Genomic DNA, 24,898 nt, shown 5'->3' with positions numbered 1-24,898 from the left:
TCTCAATCTCCTAAAAAGGCTCATTTCGAAATGACAAATTATGAGAAATGACTACTGTTTATAAATTCGCCCGCGTTAGCGATTGGAACGGCATCCTTTTTATTTTTCATAAAAAGATATAGTGGAAAGCGCGACCCTAGTGGTAACGCCCAAATTATTAAAAGTTAGTTATTCAAAAGAATTTAACTATCCCATAAACCCAATAATTAAATACATAATTACTGTAATTACACCTCCTATTAAAGCGTAAGGCAACTGTGTTTTTACATGGTCTATATGGTCACTCGCCGATGCCATGGAAGAGATAATTGAAGTATCTGAAATTGGCGAACAATGGTCTCCAAAAATTCCGCCTCCTAAAGTTGCAGCAACTACAATAGTTACATCTGCCCCATGAATATTTGCCATTGGCATTGAAATTGCCAACATAATAGCAAAGGTTCCCCAAGATGTTCCGGTAGAAAAAGCAATAAAAGAACTGATGATAAAAACAACTGCAGGCAACAATTCTGGCGACAACCAATCTTTGGTTACATTGGCAACGTAAATACCGGTTTCTAACTCTTTACAAGCATCTCCAATAGCAAATGCTAGTAACATTAATAAAGCCAAAGGCATTAACTCACTAATTCCTTTTAAAGTTAAATTTACAGCTTCTTTTGGTTTTAAAAAACCTTGAATAATATACATTATAATTGCGACTAAAAGTGCGGTAATTACAGCGTATAAAACTGATGAAGAACCAGAACCTGCACCAATTGCTTGTTGTATATGATCTAAAGTTGATGTATATTCTTTAACTTCTTTCCAACCTGTATAAACTAAGTTAATAGGCATCATTAAAACCATGGTTAAAAGAGGCACAATCATATTATATGCTCTTGCAGGAATGCCTTCTTTTGGTGGAAAAGAAGTAATTTCATCTGAAACCATTGGTGTAGAACCTTTATCCATTAATTCACCTGTATCTTTGGTTCTTTTTTCGGCTTTTTTCATTGGACCAAAATCTTTCTTCGTAAAAATTACGATAAAAACAATTGCAATTGCCAGTACAGGATAAAAATTATATTTGATGGATGCAATCATCATTGCAAAAGGTTTGTCTATTCCTTGTGTTAATAAAAGCCCCATTATAAAAGCGCCCCAAGCATTAAACGGAATTAATATAGAGGAAGGTGCAGAACTAGAATCTGCTATGTATGCTAGTTTTTCTCGTGGAATGCCTAATTTATCGAAAATAGGACGATACAAAGTACCAACAGTTAAAGAACTAATACTTGTTTCAACAAACAGTAATAAGCCCGTAAAAGTTGCTAAAACTTGAACCATTACTCTACTATAACCTGTTTTTTTACCTTCAAGTTTTTCTAATCTTCTATTAATAATATTGATAAAGCCTTCTACTCCCCTAGAATATTGAATAAAAATTAATAAAGCACCAACTAATGCACTAAACATGATGGTTCTTGTATTTCCTTCGGATTGAAAAACGTTTACCATTCCTTCAATCATTGCTAAAGTTCCTGCTAACGGATTAAAACCTTCTATGATTAACCAAGAAAACCAGATACCAAATAACAAAGCAATATACACTTGCTTGGTTTTTAAGGCTAAAATGATGGCAACAATTGGGGGTATTACTGAGAGAAATCCATATTCCATAAAAAAATGTAATTTTTGCCTAAAATAAACAATTAAAACGATAATTTGTAAATTAGCACCTCATAACGATTTATAGCATGTCTAAATTTTACACAAAACTAACGTCAAGACTTCAAAAATTTATTGAAGCTCAAAAAATATTTTTTGTTGCTACTGCTCCTATTTCTGGTAGAATTAATTTATCACCAAAAGGAATGGATTCTTTTAGAGTTGTTAATGAAAACCGGGTTTTATGGTTAAATGTTACCGGAAGTGGAAACGAAACTGCTGCTCATTTATTAGAAAACGACAGAATTACCATGATGTTTTGTGCTTTTGAAGGCGCACCAAATATTTTGCGTCTGTACGGAAAAGGGAAAGAAATTAAAGAGGGAGATGCTTCTTGGAATGAGTTAATTACGTTGTTTCCAGAAACTCCAGGAACGCGTCAGATTTTTGATATTACCATAGATTCTGCACAAACTTCTTGCGGTATGTCTATTCCGTTTATGGAATATAAAGGAGAAAGAAACCAATTAAATGATTGGGCTACAGCGCAAGGTAAAGAAGGTATAGCACAATACTGGCAAGATAAAAACCAAACCAGTATTGATGGTTTACCAACTAATATTTTAGAATAATAACTGTAGCATTTCTGTAACTTATAAAAAAGAAACCTGTAATTAACCTAATAATGGCCCTAAACTTGTTGGTTGGTAAAGCAACCAACCTGTTAAACTATACCTGTCTTTAAAAGATTTTAAAACAGCATGTGGTACTTTATCACTTTTAAATAAAACACATCTTTTTGCAATAGGTTCTACTAATTGTAATTTTTTATTTTTATCCAAAATTTCCAATTGGCCACCATTTTCTGTTTCCCAATTATCATTTAGGTAAATAATCATAGAAATCATTCTATTATTTCTACCTTCAAATTGATCTAAATGCCTTTTATAATAACCTCCAGAAGGATAGTGAGCTAAATGAAATTCTTGACCAGATAAACTTAAATAACAATACCTATTTAATGTACTTTTTGTTTCTTCTAATAAATTCCAAAAATCTTTAAGAATTGTATCTCGTTCTTTATTTAACCAATAGGTTTTATCGCCACGAATGTTTTTTTTTATTGTGTGTTGGTTAAGCGAACCAATACCTGCTCTATCAAAAACATCTATGTTTTCAAAAAGGAAGTTTTTAATTTCTTTATAAAGGTTATTGTCTATAAAATCATCTATAACTACATAATCTTGCTCTGCGAGATCGTCCATCCAGGACAACCACAACTCTAGGTTGTGAATTGTTTGCAATTAAGAATTATGTACTTTTTTAATAGCCTTAGTAAAATCTTCTAAACTGTTATCATTTAAAACTAAATGAATGGCTTCATCACAAACCTTTTCTGCATTTTCATGAGAAAAATGTAAGCGAACAGCAATTTTTTTCATCAATTCAACTTCTGTTAACTTTGCTTCTCCGTCTACTAAAATCATTTTAGCTAAACGATACAAACGTTCTATTCTATCATCATAACTTGCAGGCGCGTTGGTTGGAAATTTTTCTGGATTATTAAGAATAATAGCAAACTCATCTAAAGTAATATTTAAGTTTTTACCTACTCTAATTAATAATTCTTTTTCACTATCTGTTATTATACCATCTACTTTTGCAATTTTTACAATATTAGCAAAATGCCCAATTTCTTGTTTGTGTTTTCCTGTAGAAAATAAATCTAATATTGCCATTGTGTGTGTATTTTTTTTATAAACATATAAAAAATGAAGTTTAAATAAAAATTTTTTTACCATTTAATTAAAAATAATAAAAAAAGCCAAAACAGATGTTTTGACTTTTTTTATTATTTTTAAAAGTTAATTTATTGTGCAATAATTATCTTTTTAGTTGCTTTTTTACCTCCTTGTTCTATCCCTAATAAATAAACACCTGAAGAAATATTCTTGGTATCTATTTCTTTAGTAAATACATCTGTTGTTGACTTATTTACAGAATTGAAAATTTTTCTTCCTTGTAAGTCAAATAAAGAGATAATTACATCATTACCAATTGCATTATTTAATTTTACATTTAAGATACCTTTTACTGGGTTAGGCCATAAAGAAACATCATTTAAAGAAAATTCATTTGTATTTAAAACACCTTCTTGTATGGTAACTGTTTGGTTTGCTAACCATCCTTTTGCAGCGTTTGTTACATTAACTTTAAACTGATCTGTAAAAGAAGTTGTCTCTGCATTTGTAAAGGTAATTTTACCAGCTGTTATATCTGCTTGGGTAAAAGTATCTCCAGAAACTAATTCTGTTCCTTCTTTATTAAGAGCTCCTTTCTTAGCTAACTCTACCAACGTGTAGACTTGTTGTTCTTCTGTTTCAGAAACAGTAGAAGCACTCATGTTACTCGCATTTATTACATAATTTAAACTTCCATTTAATACTAAATTAGAAGTAGAGAAATCAGGAACACTTGCATTTACTACTGATGAACAGATTGTAATAGAAACAGCATTAATTTGACCTCCATTTAATTCTGAATTGTCTTGAACAATTAATTTCCAGTCTCCCATTGCAGATTTTCCTAAAAATGGTAAACTCATATTGTTATCCGGTGCTATGGTTCCGGTTACTGCTGGTGTTGAAAAATTACAAAATAATACACCTGCATCATCATCAAAAGTAGTATTTCTTATATCTCCTCTATCACCACAAGCATCAGATAAAAGAACTACACTAGCACCACCAATACTAGCTGGGGCTTGTAAAGAAATCGTTAACTCTTGTATACTTGAATGTGTTATATCTGTTGTTAAAATAATTTTATTAATAGATAAATTTTCTGTTATACTAATAGGAACAATTGCTGTAGCACTTGAAGATGTTTCGTCTATACCTGCCGCAGAAAAATCTGTAGCAGTATAAATATTTGTACAATCTGTAAGTCCTGTTTGAAAACTAAAAGTAGAAGAGTATGCTCCTTCTCCACACTTATTTGTTGGTTTTACTCTCCAATAATATACAGAATTCGTTTCTAAATCAACGATATCTATTGTTGTAGCAGAAATAACATCTGTAAATAAAAGAGTACTAAAACTTGGTGAGTTAGATAATTCTACCACATAGTTTTCAGCATTTAGATTTGTTTTCCACGCTAATGATACTTTTTTTGCAATCCCTTTCTGCCCATTCTCTGGGAATTCTAATTCTAATGGATTATTATCAAAATTTGGATGAAGAACGATCAATCTAATTATTCTTTTTTGAATTTCATTTCCGTTATCTCCCTGTACTTCAATTTCATAAGAACCTGCTGGTACATTTATTAAATTACCAAAAGTTAAATTAAAACTTCCATCTGCACTTAACGATTCATTAGAAAAAGCTACTGATAAATCTTCAGGAGCTCCTGTAACAGAGAACTGTGTAGTGCCTGCAACTGCTTGTCTATATTCAAAATTAAAAACAGCATCTTCATTAGAACAAAATGCTTGTTCTAATTTATCTACTACAAAAGTAAAATCACCAGAAATACCAGTTACAATTAAAGAAAAATTTTGAGCTTCTTCTAAAGTACCTTTGTGAGTAACTGTAATGGTATACTCTCCAGAAGTTGGATTTTCTATATCTACTCTTTCATAAGGATCTACTAAATTATCTCCTTTTTCATTACTATTAACTCCTGTTAATCTCCAAGGCTTATACTCAACACCATCTCTAGTAATTTTAATATCTAAATCGTTTACTAAGACAGCTGTTGCATCATTTACTAACCCTTCACTTACAGCTCCTGGTTTATCTGTCCAAGAAACAGATGCTAATAAAGGGTTTAAACCATCAGAATTAACGGTTACAGAATAAGAGTTTCCATTGGTTAAAACCTCTTCAGAAATCCAAGATTCAAAACCTTTTTTAGTAATTGTTTCTGCAGCTACTTTAGTATTCATTAACCCCCAACCTGTTTTTGCATCGGGTCCAGCAATATCTGTATCATCTGCAGTATGTAGTGCCAATCCTTTTAAAGTAGCTGCTTTCATAAAGCTACCATATGTTTCTTTATAATATTGTTGTAATAACAATAAAGAACCTGTTACGTTTGGAGAAGCCATTGAAGTACCAGAAATTGAATTATAAGCATTGTCTGCAGAATCATAAGTAGAATATAAAGAAGATCCATTCCCCATTATGTCTGGTTTAATTCTTAAATCGTCTGTTGGACCTTGTGAACTACTCGTATTTCTATTAACCGATAATAATGCACCATTTGCATCTATTAATGCATCTTGCCCATTTGCAATAACCAAACTATTTTTTGTAGTAGACCAACTTGTTAACTTATCAAAAGCAGCACTTCCTTCTAAAGGAGATTCATTTGCAGTATTGTCATTACCATCATTTCCTGCAGCTACAACCATTAAATAATAAGGTGCATTGTACATTAAGTTATCCCAGTTTCTAGAAGTAGAAATATAAGCGCCAAAATAATAAGATGGAATTTGTACTTCATTATCATCATCTCTAGCAGCAATACCATAAGAATGATTTGAAACTAACATTCCGTTTGAAGCAGCAATCGTAGCCTCAGATAAATCGTTATTCCAATCATAACCAATTCCTTTTGCCTTAGGAGCCATCCCTTTTGCTTCTGGCTCAAAACCAGAAGAAATAATAGTTCCCATTACATGAGCTGCATGAAAATTTAATTCTGATGAAAAATCTCCTACAGAAAATCTATCTTCTCCACCATCTCCATCATATTCTTGGTGTGTTGCTCTTGCAATACCACCATCCCAAACATAGGCTGTCATCCCCTGACCTTCTATATTTAAGCCAAGACCTCCATTATTATGTAAATAATTTGTTCTGGTAGAAATAGCTGCATCAACATTGTACGTTTTATAATACAAAGGGGTACCTTCTTTAGAGACTTTCATTAATTCATAATAAGAACCTTTAGTGTCTGTAAATTTCATTTTCCAACCTCTTTGAGTTGCTAAAAGAGTAGCATTCTCTTTTTCTTTTCTAAAGTTTGTAGAAAATTCTTCCTTTAGATTCTCTAATTTTGTTAAATTATAATCTTTAATTATAAGTTGTTTTTCTGATGAATTTTGAGCAACTAAAGAAAAAGAAGCTAAAAAGAAAAAAAGAAAAATTTGCTTAAAGTATTTGTATATCATAGGGTTGATTTATGTATTTTGTAAGCAAATATATACTTTTAAATTTTTTATTATTATAATTTAACTTTAAACATGAACAACTTTTCCTATTTAAATAGAAAAAAAAGTACACAAGATTTACAGTCTACCCAATTTGATGTACTCATTATTGGTGGTGGAATTACAGGCGCAGGTATTGCATTAGATGCAGCTTCTAGAGGAATGAAAGTTGCTTTGATAGAAAAAAACGACTTTGCTTCTGGTACTTCTAGTAAATCTACCAAACTCATTCACGGAGGTTTACGGTATTTAAAACAATTCGATTTTTGGTTGGTTAAAGAGGTAGGTACAGAACGTGCCATTGTGCATGATTTAGCACCACATTTAGTAGTTCCAGAAAAAATGATTTTACCTTTAATTGAAGGTGGAACCTATGGTTCTTGGTTAACATCTATCGGATTAAAAGTCTACGATATTTTAGCATCTGTAGAAGGAGAAGACAAACGAAAAATGTTAGACAAAGCAGAAGCTTTAGAGAAAGAGCCCATGTTACCAAAAGGAATTTTAAATGGTGCAGGCTATTATGCAGAATACAGAACAGATGATGCTCGTTTAACCATAGAAGTACTAAAAACAGCTTTAGATTACGAGGCTAAAATTTTAAATTATACAGAAGCAACCCAATTTATTTATGAAGAAAATAGGGTTGTTGGTGCAAAAGTAAAAGACACTTTTACGGGAGATTCTTTTGATATTAAAGCAAAATATGTAGTAAATGCTTGTGGGCCTTGGGTAGATGAATTAAGACAAATTAACCATTCTAAAACTGGTAAAAGGTTGCATTTAACCAAAGGAGTACATTTAGTAGTGGCTCATGATAAATTACCTGTAAAACAATCTGTTTATTTTGATATTCCAGATGGGCGCATGATGTTTGCGATTCCACGTGGAAGAGTCACTTATTTTGGTACCACAGACACCAATTATCAATTAGATAAAAATAAGGTAGAAACCAATTTGGTAGATGCTACTTACCTTATTTCTGCTGTAAATAATATGTTTACAGACGTACAACTTACGTTGGATGATGTTGAGTCTTCTTGGGCAGGATTGCGACCATTAATTCATGAAGAAGGCAAATCTGCTTCAGAATTATCTAGAAAAGATGAAATATTTGTTTCTGATACAGAGTTGATTTCTATTGCCGGTGGTAAATTAACAGGTTATAGAAAAATGGCAGAACGAATTGTAGATTTAATAGCCAAAAAGTATGAACGTAGATTCGATAAGAAATTTGAGGAAATAAAAACCAAACAAATAGCACTTTCTGGTGGAACATTTAATAATTATAAAGAAGTACAAAGTTATACAGATGCTATTCAAAATAGAATTGCAGAAGTAGATTTCGATAGAAAAGATGCAGAGTATTTAGTGCATAATTATGGAAAACAAACAGATATTATTTTACAAAAGTTTGATGATTTAATGCATGATAATATGCAAGAAAAAATGATAAAAGCAGAAGTTTGGTTTACTATAAATTACGAAATGACCTGCACACCAACCGATTTTTTTATGCGCAGAACAGGTCGCTTGTTTTTTGACGCTCGCAGTGTAATTTTGTATAAAGAATATGTTTTAGATTTGTTTAAAACTCATTTTTCTTGGGATGAAAAAATAACCGAAAAACATCAATTAGAATTAGAAGAAAAAATACTATTGGCTACTACTTTTAAGTAAAGTATAGTTTTAAAAACACTAATATAAAAAACCTCATAGATTGTAAAAATCTGTGAGGTTTTTTATGTTAAAACATCTTTTAAACACTATTTAGAACCATTAATTTACTGAAAAACAACTTCATTAAAATACAATACTTTAAAAAAAAAAAGTTATATATTTGAATATAACATCCTATCATTATGATGTTTACGATTTTTCTATTTAAATAACTTCTTTATCCCAAAAAGAGTATTTAAAATATTTATAATTTACAATAACCTTAAATTTAAGAATTATGAAAACGTTATACACCACAATTGTTATCTTGTTTATTGCATTCTCTTTTTCTGCAAAAAAAATATCATTTCAAGAAACAGTACATACATTAGTTGCTACTTATGTAGGTGCTACAGAAAACCATGACTATAAATTTATTGATGATAATAATCAAGAATATTTATTTTATAACCTAGCAAGAAGAGTAATTTTTGAGAAAGAAGATGATAGTAAAATAAACAAAAGCTTTATACTTACTTGGAAAAATAAACTTGTAGATGAATATGATTCTAAGGGACAAAAAACAGGAGCAAAAATTACTGTGAAAACCATATTATCTATTAAGACAAAAAAATAATTGCTAACCACCTTTTGTGAAATTTTACAAATAGTATGCTAGACTCTTTTAGTTAAAATATGGTTTGTCTTTTCTAATGATAAAATTACTTAAAATTTAAAAAGTAATTCTTATAGTATTCTAACGCTGTTTATCATATTTAAAAATTGTGTACCAACTTTGGTTTCAAAAAAACAAATACTTTAAATAACTACAAATCAACTAATAAGTAAAAAAATAACACTTAAAAATAATTATTCATTTCTTGAAAAAATTATATCTAATTTAATTTTCAATTCAAAAAAAATGTATATTTGATATACACTTATCAGTAATTTTAAGGCTTATGAAAATATAGTTTCGAGTACTTCAAAAACAAAGCAAGTTCTTTTAAGAAAAAGAGCAGCTACTATATTTATTAAAAAATAACCTTAAAATTAAAAATCATGAAAAAATTATATGCATCAGCATTCGTGCTGTTATTTACCCTTTCTTTTGCTGTAAATACAATTTCTGCACAAGAAAAAGAAAACAAAATTGTTGCTACTTTTAAAGGTGTAACAGAAGCTGAATATTTTAAATTTGTAGATGCTAAAGAAGTAACTATTTTGTTCTACGACTTAGACGAAAACATTGAACTTTCTTTATACGAAGAAGAAATAATTGGTAAAAAATTCAATATTACTTGGATACAAAAAGAAATAGAACTGATTGATGAAGAAGGGAATTTTACCGGAGAAAAACTGACTGTCAAATCCATTTCAGCCATAAAAGAAGAAAAATAATATTTTTACAACCGTTTATCACTAAAACCGATAAACGGTTTTTTATGCCTTAAAAAAATAGTAAAACTAGGTTTCAGTTTGGTTCGTTTCAATCTCTTCTGTTAAATCTAAATCTCTTAAAGTAGGGTTTAAAGCACCAATACCAACAACCGTAAGTAAAGTCATGGTTCCGCCAAAAACAACCGCCATAGAAGCTCCTAAAAACTTTGCAGCTAAACCACTTTCAAAAGCACCTAACTCGTTAGAAGAACCCACAAACATAGAATTTACAGAAGATACTCTACCTCGCATATCATCGGGCGTTTTTAATTGTAAAATTGTCTGACGAATTACCATCGAAATCCCGTCTGCAGCACCACTTATAAACAATGCTAAAATACTAACCCAGAAAATAGAAGATAACCCAAAAGCAATAATACTCAACCCGAAAACAAAGACAGAAACCAACATTTTTTTACCTGTTTTTCTGTTGATAGGAATGTAAGTTGTTAAAAACATTGTAACAATACTTCCCATAGAAATAGAAGCATTTAAAATACCGAAACCTTCTGGCCCAACTTTTAAAACATCTTGTGCAAAAACAGATAAAATAGCTACGGTTCCACCGAATAAAACCGCAATCATATCTAATGTTAAAACACCTAAAATAGCTTTGTTTTGAAATACAAACCTTACTCCTGCTTTTAAACTTTCTTTCATTGGCTCCCCAATCTTTTTGTTTAAGATAGGTTTCTTATCAATTAAAAAAGTAAAAATTAAAGATAGCATTACCAAGATAAAAACTAAACAAAGAGTTTGGTCAACACCAATCCAACCTATAAAAAAACCACCAAATAAAGCACCAGAAACCGAAGCTGTTTTCCAAGTACTAGTACTCCATGTTGCTGCATTATGATATATCTTTTTAGGAACCAATAATGCCACTAAAGAGAAAATTGTAGGTCCGAAAAAAGAACGTAAAAATCCACCAAAAAAAACCAATCCGTAAATAGAATATAAAACGGAGTTTGTAGACCAATCACCTACAATAATCTCTGATGTTAATAAAATAAACCTAAACTAATAAAAGAAAAAGCTGCAATACAAATAGCAAATAAGTTTCTTTTTTCATTTTGATCTACAATATGACCTGCAAATAAAGCCATTGTAAATGCCGGAATAATTTCCATTAAGCCTATTATACCTAGAGATAAGGGATCTTTTGTAATTGAATATACTTGCCATTCAATTACAATAAATTGCATAGACCAACCAAAAACTAGCAGAAATCTAACAAATAAAAAGATATTGAATTCCTTAATTCTTAATGCTGCATAAGGATCTTGCTTTGTCATTTTAACTCAATTTCATATCCATTAAAATGGCAAAAGTTTGGTTAATATCTTCTTCTTTTACCACAATTGTCATTTCATTTGTAGTAGAAATAATTTCTTGTAACGGAATATCTGCCCAAGCCAATTGTTTTAAAATAAAATAATAAATACCAGACTGTTCTTGGTTTTCTTTAGGAAGTTTAATTGTAATAGACGCCAAATCTAAAACATTAGAAATAAGTGCTTCTTTTTCGAAAATCTCATTTACAAAAGGTTCTAAATTTTTACTAGTAACAATATTAGTTTCAAAAATACCTTGAGAAACGGTTAAAAAATAATCAGAACTTTCTGATGATTTCATTAAAATTTTTGCAATTTCTTTTAATAACGAAGTTGTATTTTTAAAAGTGAAATCGCACAAATCAGAGCGTACAATTACATCACCTAAATCTAAAGCTAATTTTTTAATATTCTTTCTAATACGTAATTCGCTAGCAGGAGAAAGTCTATTAATAGCCATCATAACTGCACCAACCTTTACTTCTTTCTTTAATGCAGTAGAAACTTCGGGTAGAATAATTCTTGCCAAAGAAGAAACATTTATCAACTTTTCATTTAAAGCCTCTTCTATAAAAGGTGTTTTTCTAATGGTGCTTTCTACAACTTCTTGTATTGTTTTCATTGTAATTGTTTAATATATTACTTGAATGTTCAAAATTAAACATTTAATCTAATTTATCAGTCAATTTTTGAAATTCTTTTTTAGGGTTTTTATTTGCATATAAAATATTATAAACAGTATCTATAATAGGTGTGTTTGCACCGTTTTCTTCTTTCATTTTAAAGGCACTTTTAGTAGCGTAGTATCCCTCTGCAATCATGCTCATTTCCATTTGTGCAGATTTAACCGTATAACCTTTACCAACCATGTTTCCAAATTGTCTATTTCTACTAAAAAGAGAATACCCAGTAACTAATAAATCTCCCAAATAGGCAGAATTGTTAATGTTACGTTTCATTTTATGCACCTTTTTTATAAAGCTTTTCATCTCTCTAATTGCGTTACTCATTAGAACTGCCTGAAAATTATCTCCATACCCCAAACCATGTGCAATACCTGCTGCAACTGCATAAATATTTTTTAACATGGCTGCATATTCTGTACCAATAATATCGTCTGAAATCTTGGTTTTTATGTACCAGCTTTGAATAGATTTTTCTATAAACTTTGCCTTCATTTCATCTTTACAGGCAATTGTTAAGTATGATAAACGTTCCATAGCCACTTCTTCTGCATGACAAGGACCTGTAATAACCCCAATATTTTCTAAAGGAATATTATATTCTCTATTAAAATGTTCTCCAATAATTAATCCCGTTTCTGGCACAATACCTTTAATGGCAGAAAAAATGATTTTTCCCTCTAAAGAGGATGTTAATTTTTTTAATTCACTTGTTAAAAAAGCAGATGGAATTGCAAAAATAAGAACGTCATAATTTTCTACTGTATAATTAATGTCGTTAGACAAATCTAATTGCTCTGCATTTAATTCTGCAGACTGTAAATAATTAGGGTTATGTTCGTTTTCTTTAATGTGTTCAATTGCTTGTTCATTTCTCATGTACCAGCCAATTGTATCCATATTTTCAGACAACATTTTTACAATGGCAGTCGCCCAACTTCCTCCACCAAAGACCGCTATTTTTTTCTGTTCAATCATGAATCTTGTTTTTTATATCAAAAGTAATAAAACTATTATCTTTTAAGGATTGCATTTACATATTATTATATTTGTGAACGCTAATTTAAAATTTTTGAGTTCCTTAAAACGTTTTTTTAAAGACACCATAATATACGGAATTGCCGCTGTTTTACCGCGTGCAATTAACATCTTTTTGGTTAAACTACATACCTCTACTTTAGATGCAGAAAAATATGCAGTAAATACAGATTATTACGTCTACGCTGCTTATTTAAATGCACTATTAACTTTTGGGATGGAAACGGCTTTCTTTCGTTTTTTTTCGAAGGAAAAAGAGAAAGGAAAAGTGGTTTCTACATCCTTTATTAGTTTGTTAATTTCAACTTTAATCTTCTTTTTTTTGGCGTTATTTTTTAATGATGAAATTGCTGTTTTCTTCGGATTTAAAAATCCTTTATTTTTTAAATTATTAGTCTATACAATTACACTAGATACCTTAGTAGTTGTCCCTTTTGCTTATTTGCGTGTTACTAACAAACCTTTAAAATTTACGGCAATAAAACTGATAAATATTGGTGTTTTCACTATTTTAAATGTTTTCTTTTTGTGGTTTGTGCCTTATGCTATTAAAAACGGAATTTCTTTACCTGAAGCCATTGTAAATTATTACAATAACTACCCAAAAGTGATACACATTTTTGTTGCAGGAACAGTGGCAAGTTTATCTACTTTTATATTGCTTTTTCCTTCTATTTTTAAATTTAAATTCGAGTTTGATATTACACTTTTTAAAAGAATGTTCAAATATAGTTTTCCAATCATGATTGGAAGTCTAGCCTTTGTAACCAATGAAAATTTAGACAAACTTCTCTTGGGAGATATTTTGGGAGAAAAACAAATGGGTATTTACGCAGCTTGTTACAAGTTAGGTGTTTTTATGACCTTATATATTATGGCATTCCGTTTGGGTGCAGAACCATTTTTCTTTAATAATGCTGATAAAAAAAATGCCAAAGAAACCTATTCTAAAGTTTTAACTTGGTTTACCATTTTTGGTTCTTTTTTTATGCTAATTGTAGTTGTTTTTATCGATTTGTTTGCACAAATTTTATTAGGAAAACCAGAATATTTCACTGCTCTTTCTATTGTACCAATTATACTTTTAGCAAACTTATTTTTAGGTATTTATAACAATTTATCTATTTGGTATAAACTTACAGACAAAACAAAATACGGAATGTACTTTTCTATTGTTGGAGCATTCATAACCATAATATTTAATCTAATAATGATTCCTAAAATAGGATTTATGGCTTCTGCTTGGGCAACGTTAATAGCATTTGGTACCATGATGGTATTGTCTTATTTTGTTGGTAAAAAACATTATCCTGTAAATTATAAATTAAAAAAAATAGCGTATTATTTAGTCTTCTCAATTGTATTTGAATGGATTTCTTTTACCTTATTTAGAGGACAATACTGGTTTTCTATAGTAACCATTTTACTTTTCTTCGGATTGATTTATTACAATGAAAAAGAGGAAATTAAACAAATATTAAAACGATAGATATGAATAGAATAACCATACTTTTTTTAGTTTCTCTACTTGTTTTAAACGCTTGTAAGGTAAAAAAATCCGAAGGTAAAAAAGAGATTGTACCAGAAAAAACTTCTACAAAAACAGCCAATGTTTCTATTTTAGAAACCACCTTTGTTATTGATGGTTTAAACGATATTTCACATAAAATTTGGTTGTATTTACCTCCAAATTATACTACATCAACAGAAAAATACGATGTAATTTATATGCACGATGCTCAAAATTTATTTGATGATGCAACGTCTTTTGTTGGCGAATGGGAAATTGACGAAACATTAAATGAACTTTACAAAAAAACAGGCAAAAGTTTTATTGTGGTTGGTGTAGAAAATGGTGGAGAAAAAAGAATTGAAGAATATACTCCTTGGAAAAATCTAAAATATGGAGGAGGAAAAGGAGCTATTTATGTCGATTTTTTAGTAAACGAACTAAAACCTTTTATTGATAAAAATTACAGAACCAAACCTGCTCCAGAAAACACCGCAATTATTGGTAGCTCTTTAGGTGGATTGATTTCTTTTTATGGCGGATTAAAACATCCTGAGGTATTTGGTAAAATTGGTGCACTTTCTCCCTCTTTTTGGTTTTCTAATAAAGTAATTAAATTTGCTGAAGAAAATGGGAATCAGAAAAATACAAGACTTTATTTATTAGCTGGTGATAAAGAAGAAGCTATTATGGTTACCGACACAGAAAATATGGCAGAACGCTTATTAGATCTTGGTTTTCCTACAGAAAACATGAAAACTAAAATTGATCCAGAAGGAAAACATACCGAGTCTTTTTGGAAAGCAGAATTTTTAGAAGTAATTACATTTTTATATAATTTATAATGACAATGAACGTAAAAATAATTAACAAATCGAAACACGCAACACCTAATTACGAAACGGAAGGTGCTGCAGGAATGGATTTAAGAGCAAATATAGAAACAGCAATCACATTAAAGCCTTTAGAAAGAGCCATTGTTAAAACAGGTTTATTTATAGCTTTACCAATTGGTTTTGAAGCACAAGTAAGACCAAGAAGTGGATTGGCTGCTAAAAAAGGAATCACCGTTTTAAATTCTCCAGGAACTGTTGATGCAGATTACAGAGGTGAAATTGGGGTAATTTTAGTTAACTTATCTAATGATGATTTTGTAATAAATGATGGGGAAAGAATTGCACAATTAATTATTGCAAAACACGAGCGTGTAAATTGGAAAGAAGTAACTGTTTTAAGCGAAACTGAGCGAGGAGCTGGTGGTTTTGGAAGTACAGGAGTTTAAAAACTAAAAAGTTTCTTAAAACAGGTATTTTAAGAATTTCATTATAATAATAATTCCCGCCTAAGCGGGAATTATTTATTTAACAATAAACGTAAAATTAAGCGTTTATATCATCAATAAAAAATTAGGATAAATTAACTTATATAAGTTACAAAAAACTAATATACAAGGACTAACGATTATTATTTTTTTTATAAAATAAATATTTTAAAAAGAAAAAGAATTTTTAAGTTTCTGAACATATTCTTTTCTAATAGGGATAAAGTTTTCCTCTAGATCTTTTAATGCATCCATTGGTTTCAAAAAAATTTGTCCTTTTCTAGTATTTAATCTATCAATACAGTTTTTATTAATAATAAAGCTCTTATGAATACGAATGAATTTTTTAGGCAAAGTTTCTTCAAAATGTTTTAAAGATTTTGAAGTTGATAACTTCTCTCCCATTAAATTAAATACACTTGTATAGTTTCTTTCTGCTTGTAAAAAACAAATGTCTTTGTAATCCAAAATATGGATATCAGAACTTGTTTTTACAGCAAGATGTGTTTGTCCTTCTATAAATTTTTTCTCAAATAAAAATAAAGATTTTTGCAGTTCTACAGGTTCAATTGGTTTACTTAAAAAATAAGATACTTGATTGTTTACCGCTTCTTTTGCATAATAATTATGAGAGGTAGTCATAATAATGGTTGGCAATTCAATAAAAAATTCTTTTAACTTTGGAATAAGTGTAAAAGAGTTTTTATCATCAATTTCTACATCTAAAAAAATAAGGTTAGGTTTTGTTTTTATAATTAATGAAAACCCATCTTCTAGCGTCGTTGCAACATCTACAAGTTTATAATTAGAATGGTTATCTAAAGTAGCTTTTAAATTATCAAGAGCCTCTTGTTTGTCTTGTATAATTACATATTTGTATTTCATATTCTCTTTTTAAAAGGTAAAAATTCTAAAAAATATACCTTTTGCAAATTTAAAAATAAAAAGTATCAATTATAATAAATAAAGGATAAACATTTATTTTAACAGGACAAAATATAAAAATAGTTTATATTAATTTAAACGATATAACTGTTATTTATAATAAGTTTCATCAGACTAATTAAATATGTTTTACCTTTCTTTATAACTATATCTTCTATTCATTAAGATATCTTATTTAGGTCTATTATAGTTTAATTACCTTTACTAACACAACAAAAAATAAAAATATGATTTTAGGAGTTTCAGAATGGTTAAGTCCAAAGATTAATGTAGAAACAAAATTTATTAGAATAGGCTTTCTAATTGCTGTTGTATTTGCAGGTTTTGGCTTAGGTTTATATCTTATCTTATGGATTGTAAAGTTACTTTCTAAGTAAGACTTAGAAGCTTATTACGTATTAAATACATAAGGTAAAACTAGAAAGAATGCCTTTTATAAATAAGAAAACTGCTATAGATTGATTACTTCTATAGCAGTTTAATAATAATAGTTAGAACTTTTAATAATTATTCTTGATTTTCAATAGCAATCTTAATTTTACCTTCAAGTTCTTCTGCTAACTCAGGATTGTCTTTAATTAAGCCTTTAACAGCGTCTCTACCTTGCCCTAATTTTGTTTCTCCGTAACTAAACCAAGAACCACTTTTCTTAACAATACCTAATTCTACACCAATATCTAAAATTTCACCAACTTTAGAGATTCCTTGTCCATACATAATATCAAATTCTGCAATTTGGAAAGGAGGTGCTACTTTATTTTTAACAACTTTAACTTTGGTACTGTTTCCAATAACTTTGTCTCCGTCTTTAATTTGTGTTCTTCTTCTAATATCTAAACGTACAGAAGCATAAAATTTTAATGCATTACCACCCGTTGTAGTTTCTGGATTACCGAACATTACCCCAATTTTTTCACGTAATTGGTTAATAAATATAACGGTACATTTTGTTTTAGAAATAGTACCTGTTAATTTACGTAATGCTTGAGACATTAAACGAGCATGTAAACCCATTTTAGAATCACCCATTTCTCCTTCAATCTCAGATTTTGGAGTTAATGCTGCAACAGAATCAATAACCACAATATCAATTGCACCAGAACGAATTAAGTTTTCTGCAATTTCTAATGCTTGTTCACCATGATCTGGTTGAGAAATAATTAAATTATCGATATCTACTCCTAAATTTTCTGCATAAAATTTATCAAATGCATGCTCTGCATCAATAAATGCTGCAATTCCACCAGCTTTCTGAGCCTCTGCAATTGCATGTAATGTTAAAGTAGTTTTACCAGAAGATTCTGGTCCGTATATTTCAATAACCCTACCTCTTGGATAACCACCAACACCTAAAGCTAAATCTAACCCTAAAGATCCAGATGAAATTGCATCTATATCTTCAGTTACTACATCACCTAATTTCATTACAGCTCCTTTACCATACGTTTTATCTAGCTTATCTAGAGTAAGTTGAAGTGCTTTTAGCTTTGCTGTTTTTTCTTTATCTGTCGCCATTAATCTTGCTTGTTTTATTTTTAAATAAGTGCCACAAGTTACAAAAAGAGTTTGTTTTTGTACACATCTTTTTTTGTATTTTTATAAAAAATTGAAAAAAGATGAAAAAAGAAATTGTACAAAGTCTAACTAAAAATTTTGAAGACTATTCTCAAACTACTGAAAGTGATATAGAGTTTTGGTTTGCAAGGGATTTACAAATTCTATTAGGTTATTCAAAATGGGAAAATTTTATAAAAGTTATTAATAAGGCAAAGGTTTCTTGTGATATAACCGGAAATGATATTCTTGACCATTTTCCTGACGTCAGGAAAATGGTTGAAATTGGTTCTAATACCAAAAGAGAAATAGAAGATTTAATGCTTACAAGATATGCTTGTTATTTAATTGCTCAGAATGGAGATCCTAGAAAAGAGAGCATTGCTTTCGCTCAAAATTATTTTGCAATGCAAACTAGAAAATTTGAGTTAATTGAACAAAGAATTAAAGATTGGGAAAGATTACAAGCAAGACAAAAATTAACATTGTCAGAAAAAGATTTATCAGAATTAATTTATGAAAAAACTGGTAATGACAAAAATTTTGGGTTGATAAGAAGTAAAGGAGATCAAGCATTATTTGGTAAATCAACAAAACAAATGAAAGTTAAATTAGGCATTCCTAATAGTAGAGCTTTGGCAGATTATTTACCAACTATTACTATTAAAGCAAAAGATTTTGCAACAGAAATAACTGTTTTCAATACCAAAGAAAAAGATTTAAGAACTGAAAAAAGTATATCTAAAGAGCATGTAACTAACAATAGTTCTGTAAGAAAAATACTAATTGAAAGAGGAATTAAACCAGAAAATTTACCACCTGAAGAGGATATAAAAAAATTGGAAAGAAGGGTAAATTCTGAATCAAAAAAAATAGGTAAAAATCCTGAAAAATTAAATTAATATGAAAAGTATACAATCCTTAATTTCTAGTGATAAAAAATCTAAGGTTAACATAGAAAAAGGAGAACTGATTAGTTTAAAAAAAGATGAAAAAGAATACATTCATCAAAAAGGAAACAAAGGTTGGCGTAATGCTGACGATGAAATGTTTCCGGTCATAGGACCCACTTCTAAAAATAATTTTAGAGTGCATACCAAAAATGGTGATGCTATTTTAGATCAACATGGTTTGTTGCGTGAATTAGAATATTCTTTAATCTCTTCGGATGAGAACTCGGCTAAATTCATCAAAAAATACAAAAATAATACACTTATTAACAATAGTAAATTTCCTAAAAAATCTACAGAACAAAATCTTTCTTGGCCTTTTGATTTTACTTTTGAAAAGAATTTTACTTTAGAAAATGATGTTTTAAACATAGAATTTATCATTAATTCTGATAAAGGAATGCCATTTATGTTAGGGTATCATCCTGCTTTTTTATTATCAAATACAGGTAAAGAAACATTAATATCTAACGGTACAGAAGTTACTTTAGCAGATGTTTATAAAGCAGGAGCTAATGCTTGTCCTATCTTAAATTCTGATAAAATCATCTTAAAAAATATCGATAAAAACGATTTAGAAATTACTACAAAAAACTTTAATAATTTTATGTTATGGACAGAAGTAGATAACATGCTTTGTATTGAGCCAATTACACAATATACATCTTACACAGACCAAAAATTTTCTGAAGAAAACATGCGTTTATCCGAAGGAAAAAATACTTTTTCTGTAACAATTAAAGTATTGTAATTTCATTAAAATATCTTAGTTATAAAATTTATAAATACTAAAATTACATTCTAAACAAAATGATAAAATACACCTTAATTCTTAGCGTACTCTTACTTTTTTCTTGTAAAAATAAACAGACAACTCCAACCAATGTAGTGTCAGAAAATAAAACGATACAAGAAGAAACAAAACCTACTTTAGAAAAAGAAACCATTACATTTCCTTCTAAAGATAGTTTACCAATTACTGCAGATATTTATAAAAATAAAGAGACACCAATTACTGTTTTACTATGTCATCAGGCAGGTTATAGTAGAGGAGAATACAAGGATTCTGCTATAGAATTAACTAAGTTGGGATATGCAGTAATGGCAATAGACCAACGATCTGGTAAAACGGTTAATAATATAAATAATCAAACAGCAATAGCTGCTCGTGCAAAAGGTTTAGGAGATACTTATTTAGATGCAAAACAAGATATTGAAGCTGCTATAAATTATATATACAATCAAAATGGTGGGCAAAAAATTATATTAGTTGGTAGTTCTTACTCTTCTTCTTTAGCACTTTTAATGGGCGTAGATAATGCTAAAATTAAAGCAGTTGCAGCATTTAGTCCTGGTGAATATTTTAAAGGAATAGACATTAATAAAAGTATAAGTACGTATAAAAAACCTGTTTTTGTTACTTCTTCTTTAAGTGAAAGTGCTGACGTTAAAACATTAGTAAATAAAGTAGATTCTAATTATTTAACACATTTTATACCAGAAGTAAAAGGAATTCATGGTTCTAGAGCTTTATGGAAAACTACGGAAGGTAATGAAATGTATTGGGCTTCTTTTAATGGGTTTTTATCTTCTTTAAAAGACTAGTAATTTGATAGAAAAACACCGTCATTTTATAATTCACAAACCTTGGGGAATGATTTCTCAGTTTGTAAATCCCGCAAAGCGGAAGAAAAAATTATTAGGAGATTTACACGATTTCCCTAAAGGAACCATGGCAATTGGTCGTTTAGATGTACCCTCTGAAGGATTACTTTTATTAACAACAGATGGTAAAGTATCTGCAGAAATTAGGTCTCATAAATACGAAAAAGAATATTACGTACAAGTTGATGGTATTATCACCCAAAAAGAAATTGAGCAATTACAAACTGGTGTAGAAATTGGTTTTAATGGTAAAAAATACATGACAAAACCCGGTAAAGCTTTTATAATAGACGATCCTAAGTTTCCGCTAAGAAGCATGAAAATTAGAGATGAAAGACACGGACCAACAAGTTGGGTTTCTATTATTATTACAGAAGGTAAATTTAGGCAAGTACGTAAAATGACCGCTGCTGTAGGTTTGCCAACTTTACGTTTAATTCGGGTGAGAATTGGTAAAATAAAATTGGGGAATTTAGATATTAGTGGCGTAAAAGAGGTTGATAATTTAATGTAACATTTATCACAAAAAAACAACTTTTATATTGCTATTTTTACATTATGAATAATTCTAATACCACCTTATATATAGTAGCTGCTGTAATTATTCTACACTTTGTAGTGGGTTTTGGTTACTTACTTTACAAGATGACAAAAAAGGGAGATAAAAATTAATTTATCTCCCTTTTTGTGTTTAAAGTTCTAATGCTACATAAAGTTGCCAAACTCTATTTTTAGGCTTGTCTTCATCATAAATATCATTTTGACCTAAATGGTATCTTACACCTAAACTTAGGCCTGAATCGCTTTTAAAACCAGCTCCTACATTCACTCCCCAATCAAAATTATTAGGCTCAAATTCTTTTTCAGTATCATATAAAATAAAACCACTATCAAAGGTTTCTTTGTGCGATATTGAAAAACCAATTTGTGGTCCGGCTTCTAAGAAGAAACTTTTTACAGGGTATAATTTTAACATTAAGGGCACATTTATGTAATCTAGTTTTTGCGTATAAGTACCAGATTGATCTATAATTTTATATCCTTGTTTAGAATACATAATTTCTGGTTGAATAGAAAGGTAATTACCAATATAAGATTCTCCATAAATACCTATGTGATATCCGTGTAATTTATCTGTTTCTGACGTGCCATCAAAACTAACAGAAGACATATTATATCCTCCTTTAATACCTGCTGTTGACTTGTTTTTTCTGTCTTGCGCATGTAATGTTAGTATACTTGTAACCATTAATGCTATTGTTAAATATATTGTTTTCATTTTTCTATTTTTAAAATTATTTTCCACCATTTGCTTTTAAATCTTCCAAACATTGTGCGTCTAATGTTGGTACTTGTCCTCCAGAAATCATATTGCCTATTCCTTGGCTTGTTTCTGCTGCCCAATACATTAAACAATCATCTTCTCTACAATGTTTTGGATGTGCTGTATCTTCATGATTACTTTGTAATTCACTTCCTAAATTTGTTAAACCTAAAATATGCCCAAATTCATGATTAATTACCGACGACTCTAATAAACTCCTTTTTGGTTCAAAAGCACTATTACTTAAACCTTGTATAGTTTCTTCGTAAATAACAAAAGAAGTATTCCAATATGCAACTCCTAAGATGGCATTAGAACTCGTATCTTTAGAAGATTTACCGTTAACAAATAATACCCACACAGCAATTTTGGTATCTGAATTGTATGCTGTTCTATGCTCTTTTTCTAAAGCTATTACTTCATCTAAAGTATATATTTCTTTTTCTGTATAAGAAATTTCATTAGTTACAAACTCAATTCCTTCTGGTTTATTGATTCTATTGGTAATAAAATTTTTAAAATTATTTATTGCTGTTTCGGTTGGTTTAAAACCTTTTATATAAGCAATTTCTACAATCATTTTTTTAAAAATACCTCCAGAAAGTAAATCATTTGCAGAAGATCCTGTTGTTTGTCTGTTGGTACTTACGTTAATTAAATTACCGGTTTCATGATCTATTATTTCTTCTTCTGATGAAGAACATGAGAATAATATAGTACAAATTAAAGTTACTTGTAAAAAAATATTTTTCATTTGTTTGTATTAAAACTTTACAGCTATTTTAGGGGTATTAGGGGAATAGCTGTAAAGTTATCATCAACTAACTATATCTATCACTAACTATTATTCTTTAAATTTTCTTAAAAACTAGAGTTACAGAAGTATCTGTTTTACTCTTTAAAGTAATTAAGGTATTGCTATAAGTAGCTACAAACCAATCATTACCTAAAGCACTTACTGCTGTATTACTTGCAAAATTGATATTTACAAAAGCATCCATTTCTGAACTTACTGTATACGTTCCTTCTACTTCATTTAACGTAGCATTAACTACATTTTTAGCTACTACTTTTAAATCGTTTGTAAATTCTATAGACCAATCTGCATAATCATTTGCAGTATTTACACCAGCTGTAACAAATGATTCTACTTTAAATTTAGTTCCTGATAAAATAGCTTCTACTTCTACGGCAGTTTCTTTTGCCTCTTCTTTTTCTTCTTGATATTGTGCACATTCTGAAATGGCATTTTGAAACTCTGCATCACTATTAATTTGAACAGAGGTACCGTTACTTAATGTTGCATTTATTGGATAATTTACAGCAAATAACTCATCAGATTCTAAATCTGTCATAAACGTATGTAGTTGTTCTTGTGTTTGTACAACTACAGTACCTGTTTGTTCTAAACTTATACTATAAGTTAACATGGTTACCGGAAAATTGATATCTATACAAGAAATGGCATTTTTACCATCAGATTCTGCTTGTTCACATTCTTGTTTTAAAGTATCAAACTCTGCTTGATTATTAATTTTTACTTCTGAATAACTACTTGTTTTTACACTAATTGGAAAGTTAAAAGTTACAGCATCACTATCATCATTAAACTCTCCCATTATATTTAAAACTGTAGAAAAATCTAATTTACTTATTAGTGTAACTTGTTGTCCGTTTACTGTTGCAGTTAATGGAAATAATAATTCAGTACATGAGTTTCCGTCTAAAAAATCATCTTCAGAACCATCATTTTTAGCTGCTCTTTCATAATTAGAAGCGGTGGTAGAAGTAGATGAATTTGTATTAGGGTTTGTACCTACTTCTTTACTTTCTTCAGATTGACATGAAGTAAAACCTACTATTGCAGTTAAAGAAATTGCGATAATTAATTTTAATGATTTCATAATAATAAAATTTAATATTTTTGATTTCTTGTGTATGTAAGTAAAACAGCTGTCAACTATTTTACCCTAGTTTTAATTGAATAACTCTTTTTTAGTTGTTCTGTAAGTAAAACAACTAAACATTTATTTACCCTACCTTTGTCATCTATTTTTTTTACATTTTTTATTTAACCCCCTTTTATTATGAGTGATAAATCTCTTTGTGATGAAATCAATTTTAATGAGTTTTATACTTCTCATATACAATCTGCCAGTAATTTTGCCTACTATAAATCTGGAGATAAGAATACCTCTTTAGATTTAGCACAAGAAGCCTTTATAAAGATATGGGAGCATTGTGCTAAGATCGATTTTACAAAAGCTAAGTCTTACTTATTTACAGTTATTAACAATCTTTTTCTAAATAAAGTAAAACACAAAAAAGTGGTTTTTGAATATGCAAAAAGTTCTCCTTATTTAGATGTTAATAACCAAAGTCCAGAGTATCTATTAGAAGAAGAAGAGTTTAAAGACAAATTAAAAAATGCTATTGCAGGTTTAACAGAAGGAGAACGTGAGGTTTTTTTAATGAATAGAATTGACGGAAAAAAATACAGAGAAATTGCAAAAATGTTAGAAATATCTCAAAAAGCAGTAGAAAAAAGAATGTCATCAGCATTAAAAAAATTAAGAACAAAAATTAGTGGTATTTAAAGATAGGGTA

General features: G+C 29.4%; 24 protein-coding genes and 1 pseudogene. 13 read left to right on the top strand and 12 right to left on the bottom strand.

The window, feature by feature from the left end; translation table 11 throughout:
* Positions 1-186 precede the first annotated feature (186 nt).
* Positions 187-1,662, bottom strand: coding sequence for a Na+/H+ antiporter NhaC family protein (locus WG945_RS11030; protein ID WP_068447905.1), 1,476 nt, complete (start codon positions 1,660-1,662; stop codon positions 187-189).
* Positions 1,663-1,739: 77 nt separating this feature from the next.
* Between WG945_RS11030 and WG945_RS11025 the strand changes: the two genes are divergently transcribed.
* Complete coding sequence (locus WG945_RS11025; RefSeq protein WP_068447903.1) at positions 1,740-2,282, top strand: pyridoxamine 5'-phosphate oxidase family protein; 543 nt, start codon at positions 1,740-1,742, stop codon at positions 2,280-2,282.
* A 42-nt stretch (positions 2,283-2,324) separates the two neighbouring features.
* Here WG945_RS11025 and WG945_RS11020 read toward each other — a convergent pair whose 3' ends face one another.
* From WG945_RS11020 to WG945_RS11010, 3 genes are all read right to left on the bottom strand, one after another.
* Positions 2,325-2,915: a 2OG-Fe(II) oxygenase gene (locus WG945_RS11020; RefSeq protein WP_068447901.1), complete on the bottom strand. Its 591-nt coding sequence runs from the start codon at positions 2,913-2,915 to the stop codon at positions 2,325-2,327.
* A gap of 39 nt (positions 2,916-2,954) precedes the next feature.
* Positions 2,955-3,389, bottom strand: coding sequence for a hypothetical protein (locus WG945_RS11015; RefSeq protein ID WP_068448016.1), 435 nt, complete (start codon positions 3,387-3,389; stop codon positions 2,955-2,957).
* A 131-nt stretch (positions 3,390-3,520) separates the two neighbouring features.
* Positions 3,521-6,829 carry a S8 family serine peptidase gene (locus tag WG945_RS11010; protein ID WP_068447899.1) on the bottom strand — a complete coding sequence of 1,103 codons (3,309 nt, stop codon included), beginning with the start codon at positions 6,827-6,829 and terminating at the stop codon, positions 3,521-3,523.
* 72 nt (positions 6,830-6,901) lie between these two features.
* Here WG945_RS11010 and WG945_RS11005 point away from each other — a divergent pair, with 72 nt between their 5' ends.
* The 3 genes from WG945_RS11005 to WG945_RS10995 all read left to right on the top strand — a co-directional run bounded on the left by WG945_RS11005 (position 6,902) and on the right by WG945_RS10995 (position 9,928).
* Entirely contained in the window at positions 6,902-8,548 is a 1,647-nt protein-coding gene (locus WG945_RS11005; protein WP_068447897.1) for a glycerol-3-phosphate dehydrogenase/oxidase, read from the top strand.
* A 277-nt stretch (positions 8,549-8,825) separates the two neighbouring features.
* Positions 8,826-9,164, top strand: coding sequence for a hypothetical protein (locus WG945_RS11000; RefSeq protein ID WP_068447895.1), 339 nt, complete (start codon positions 8,826-8,828; stop codon positions 9,162-9,164).
* Between the two features lie 425 nt (positions 9,165-9,589).
* Positions 9,590-9,928 (top strand): hypothetical protein, encoded by a 339-nt coding sequence (locus tag WG945_RS10995; protein WP_068447894.1) that lies wholly within the window; start codon positions 9,590-9,592, stop codon positions 9,926-9,928.
* 66 nt (positions 9,929-9,994) lie between these two features.
* On the opposite strand, the pseudogene WG945_RS10990 reads toward WG945_RS10995, so the two are convergent.
* The 3 genes and pseudogenes from WG945_RS10990 to WG945_RS10980 all read right to left on the bottom strand — a co-directional run bounded on the left by WG945_RS10990 (position 9,995) and on the right by WG945_RS10980 (position 12,962).
* Positions 9,995-11,262, bottom strand: a pseudogene (locus WG945_RS10990) (MFS transporter).
* 1 nt (position 11,263) lies between these two features.
* Positions 11,264-11,923 (bottom strand): hypothetical protein, encoded by a 660-nt coding sequence (locus WG945_RS10985; protein ID WP_068447893.1) that lies wholly within the window; start codon positions 11,921-11,923, stop codon positions 11,264-11,266.
* 43 nt (positions 11,924-11,966) lie between these two features.
* A complete protein-coding gene (locus WG945_RS10980) occupies positions 11,967-12,962 on the bottom strand; it encodes an NAD(P)H-dependent glycerol-3-phosphate dehydrogenase (protein ID WP_068447892.1) in 996 nt (331 codons plus the stop codon).
* 94 nt (positions 12,963-13,056) lie between these two features.
* Here WG945_RS10980 and WG945_RS10975 point away from each other — a divergent pair, with 94 nt between their 5' ends.
* Genes WG945_RS10975 through dut form a run of 3 tightly spaced genes read left to right on the top strand, consistent with a single transcriptional unit; the run spans position 13,057 to position 15,814 of the window.
* Positions 13,057-14,511 carry an oligosaccharide flippase family protein gene (locus tag WG945_RS10975; protein WP_068447890.1) on the top strand — a complete coding sequence of 485 codons (1,455 nt, stop codon included), beginning with the start codon at positions 13,057-13,059 and terminating at the stop codon, positions 14,509-14,511.
* 2 nt (positions 14,512-14,513) lie between these two features.
* Positions 14,514-15,377, top strand: coding sequence for an alpha/beta hydrolase (locus tag WG945_RS10970; RefSeq protein ID WP_068447888.1), 864 nt, complete (start codon positions 14,514-14,516; stop codon positions 15,375-15,377).
* A gap of 5 nt (positions 15,378-15,382) precedes the next feature.
* Positions 15,383-15,814 carry a dUTP diphosphatase gene (gene dut / locus WG945_RS10965; protein WP_068448014.1) on the top strand — a complete coding sequence of 144 codons (432 nt, stop codon included), beginning with the start codon at positions 15,383-15,385 and terminating at the stop codon, positions 15,812-15,814.
* A gap of 207 nt (positions 15,815-16,021) precedes the next feature.
* Here the strand turns inward: dut and WG945_RS10960 are convergent, their stop codons facing one another.
* A complete protein-coding gene (locus WG945_RS10960) occupies positions 16,022-16,738 on the bottom strand; it encodes a LytR/AlgR family response regulator transcription factor (protein WP_068447886.1) in 717 nt (238 codons plus the stop codon).
* Between the two features lie 287 nt (positions 16,739-17,025).
* On the opposite strand from WG945_RS10960, the gene WG945_RS10955 reads away from it, so the two are divergent.
* Positions 17,026-17,175 (top strand): PspC domain-containing protein, encoded by a 150-nt coding sequence (locus WG945_RS10955; RefSeq protein WP_082864152.1) that lies wholly within the window; start codon positions 17,026-17,028, stop codon positions 17,173-17,175.
* 130 nt (positions 17,176-17,305) lie between these two features.
* On the opposite strand, the gene recA is transcribed toward WG945_RS10955, so the two are convergent.
* The gene (gene recA, locus WG945_RS10950; RefSeq protein ID WP_068447884.1) at positions 17,306-18,313 is read right to left on the bottom strand and encodes a recombinase RecA; all 1,008 of its coding nucleotides are present in this window, start codon (positions 18,311-18,313) and stop codon (positions 17,306-17,308) included.
* 101 nt (positions 18,314-18,414) lie between these two features.
* On the opposite strand from recA, the gene dinD reads away from it, so the two are divergent.
* The 4 genes from dinD to WG945_RS10930 are packed head-to-tail and all read left to right on the top strand — an operon-like array spanning position 18,415 to position 21,481.
* Positions 18,415-19,254: a DNA damage-inducible protein D gene (dinD, locus tag WG945_RS10945; protein WP_068447881.1), complete on the top strand. Its 840-nt coding sequence runs from the start codon at positions 18,415-18,417 to the stop codon at positions 19,252-19,254.
* Position 19,255: 1 nt separating this feature from the next.
* The gene (locus WG945_RS10940) at positions 19,256-20,053 is read left to right on the top strand and encodes an aldose 1-epimerase (RefSeq protein WP_068447879.1); all 798 of its coding nucleotides are present in this window, start codon (positions 19,256-19,258) and stop codon (positions 20,051-20,053) included.
* Positions 20,054-20,112: 59 nt separating this feature from the next.
* A complete protein-coding gene (locus WG945_RS10935; protein WP_068447877.1) occupies positions 20,113-20,907 on the top strand; it encodes an alpha/beta hydrolase in 795 nt (264 codons plus the stop codon).
* A gap of 7 nt (positions 20,908-20,914) precedes the next feature.
* On the top strand, positions 20,915-21,481 hold the full coding sequence (locus WG945_RS10930; RefSeq protein ID WP_262501909.1) for a pseudouridine synthase: 567 nt from the start codon (positions 20,915-20,917) through the stop codon (positions 21,479-21,481).
* Between the two features lie 177 nt (positions 21,482-21,658).
* Here the strand turns inward: WG945_RS10930 and WG945_RS10925 are convergent, their stop codons facing one another.
* The 3 genes from WG945_RS10925 to WG945_RS10915 all read right to left on the bottom strand — a co-directional run bounded on the left by WG945_RS10925 (position 21,659) and on the right by WG945_RS10915 (position 24,195).
* Positions 21,659-22,246, bottom strand: a complete 588-nt coding sequence (locus tag WG945_RS10925; RefSeq protein WP_197482036.1) for a porin family protein — start codon at positions 22,244-22,246, stop codon at positions 21,659-21,661.
* 16 nt (positions 22,247-22,262) lie between these two features.
* Positions 22,263-23,045: a membrane metalloprotease gene (locus tag WG945_RS10920; RefSeq protein WP_068447873.1), complete on the bottom strand. Its 783-nt coding sequence runs from the start codon at positions 23,043-23,045 to the stop codon at positions 22,263-22,265.
* A 97-nt stretch (positions 23,046-23,142) separates the two neighbouring features.
* Positions 23,143-24,195, bottom strand: coding sequence for a hypothetical protein (locus WG945_RS10915; protein ID WP_068447871.1), 1,053 nt, complete (start codon positions 24,193-24,195; stop codon positions 23,143-23,145).
* Between the two features lie 183 nt (positions 24,196-24,378).
* Between WG945_RS10915 and WG945_RS10910 the strand changes: the two genes are divergently transcribed.
* Positions 24,379-24,888, top strand: coding sequence for an RNA polymerase sigma factor (locus tag WG945_RS10910; RefSeq protein WP_068447869.1), 510 nt, complete (start codon positions 24,379-24,381; stop codon positions 24,886-24,888).
* Positions 24,889-24,898: the final 10 nt, after the last annotated feature.

It is taken from the genome of Polaribacter atrinae, assembly GCF_038023995.1.
Lineage (GTDB): Bacteria > Bacteroidota > Bacteroidia > Flavobacteriales > Flavobacteriaceae > Polaribacter > Polaribacter atrinae.
This window is presented reverse-complemented; position numbering and strand designations above follow the sequence as displayed.

What these genes read in the sequence shown, in the direction of transcription:
- WG945_RS10985 (WP_068447893.1), bottom strand. Translation starts at nt 11,923, where the DNA reads ATGAAAACAATACAAGAAGTTGTAGAAAGCACCATTAGAAAAACACCT.
- dut (WP_068448014.1), top strand. Translation starts at nt 15,383, where the DNA reads ATGAACGTAAAAATAATTAACAAATCGAAACACGCAACACCTAATTAC.
- WG945_RS11000 (WP_068447895.1), top strand. Translation starts at nt 8,826, where the DNA reads ATGAAAACGTTATACACCACAATTGTTATCTTGTTTATTGCATTCTCT.
- dinD (WP_068447881.1), top strand. Translation starts at nt 18,415, where the DNA reads ATGAAAAAAGAAATTGTACAAAGTCTAACTAAAAATTTTGAAGACTAT.
- WG945_RS10915 (WP_068447871.1), bottom strand. Translation starts at nt 24,195, where the DNA reads ATGAAATCATTAAAATTAATTATCGCAATTTCTTTAACTGCAATAGTA.
- WG945_RS11005 (WP_068447897.1), top strand. Translation starts at nt 6,902, where the DNA reads ATGAACAACTTTTCCTATTTAAATAGAAAAAAAAGTACACAAGATTTA.
- WG945_RS10935 (WP_068447877.1), top strand. Translation starts at nt 20,113, where the DNA reads ATGATAAAATACACCTTAATTCTTAGCGTACTCTTACTTTTTTCTTGT.
- WG945_RS10925 (WP_197482036.1), bottom strand. Translation starts at nt 22,246, where the DNA reads ATGAAAACAATATATTTAACAATAGCATTAATGGTTACAAGTATACTA.
- recA (WP_068447884.1), bottom strand. Translation starts at nt 18,313, where the DNA reads ATGGCGACAGATAAAGAAAAAACAGCAAAGCTAAAAGCACTTCAACTT.
- WG945_RS10995 (WP_068447894.1), top strand. Translation starts at nt 9,590, where the DNA reads ATGAAAAAATTATATGCATCAGCATTCGTGCTGTTATTTACCCTTTCT.
- WG945_RS11030 (WP_068447905.1), bottom strand. Translation starts at nt 1,662, where the DNA reads ATGGAATATGGATTTCTCTCAGTAATACCCCCAATTGTTGCCATCATT.
- WG945_RS10920 (WP_068447873.1), bottom strand. Translation starts at nt 23,045, where the DNA reads ATGAAAAATATTTTTTTACAAGTAACTTTAATTTGTACTATATTATTC.
- WG945_RS10955 (WP_082864152.1), top strand. Translation starts at nt 17,026, where the DNA reads ATGATTTTAGGAGTTTCAGAATGGTTAAGTCCAAAGATTAATGTAGAA.
- WG945_RS10960 (WP_068447886.1), bottom strand. Translation starts at nt 16,738, where the DNA reads ATGAAATACAAATATGTAATTATACAAGACAAACAAGAGGCTCTTGAT.
- WG945_RS11025 (WP_068447903.1), top strand. Translation starts at nt 1,740, where the DNA reads ATGTCTAAATTTTACACAAAACTAACGTCAAGACTTCAAAAATTTATT.
- WG945_RS11020 (WP_068447901.1), bottom strand. Translation starts at nt 2,915, where the DNA reads ATGGACGATCTCGCAGAGCAAGATTATGTAGTTATAGATGATTTTATA.
- WG945_RS11015 (WP_068448016.1), bottom strand. Translation starts at nt 3,389, where the DNA reads ATGGCAATATTAGATTTATTTTCTACAGGAAAACACAAACAAGAAATT.
- WG945_RS10940 (WP_068447879.1), top strand. Translation starts at nt 19,256, where the DNA reads ATGAAAAGTATACAATCCTTAATTTCTAGTGATAAAAAATCTAAGGTT.
- WG945_RS10980 (WP_068447892.1), bottom strand. Translation starts at nt 12,962, where the DNA reads ATGATTGAACAGAAAAAAATAGCGGTCTTTGGTGGAGGAAGTTGGGCG.
- WG945_RS10910 (WP_068447869.1), top strand. Translation starts at nt 24,379, where the DNA reads ATGAGTGATAAATCTCTTTGTGATGAAATCAATTTTAATGAGTTTTAT.
- WG945_RS11010 (WP_068447899.1), bottom strand. Translation starts at nt 6,829, where the DNA reads ATGATATACAAATACTTTAAGCAAATTTTTCTTTTTTTCTTTTTAGCT.
- WG945_RS10970 (WP_068447888.1), top strand. Translation starts at nt 14,514, where the DNA reads ATGAATAGAATAACCATACTTTTTTTAGTTTCTCTACTTGTTTTAAAC.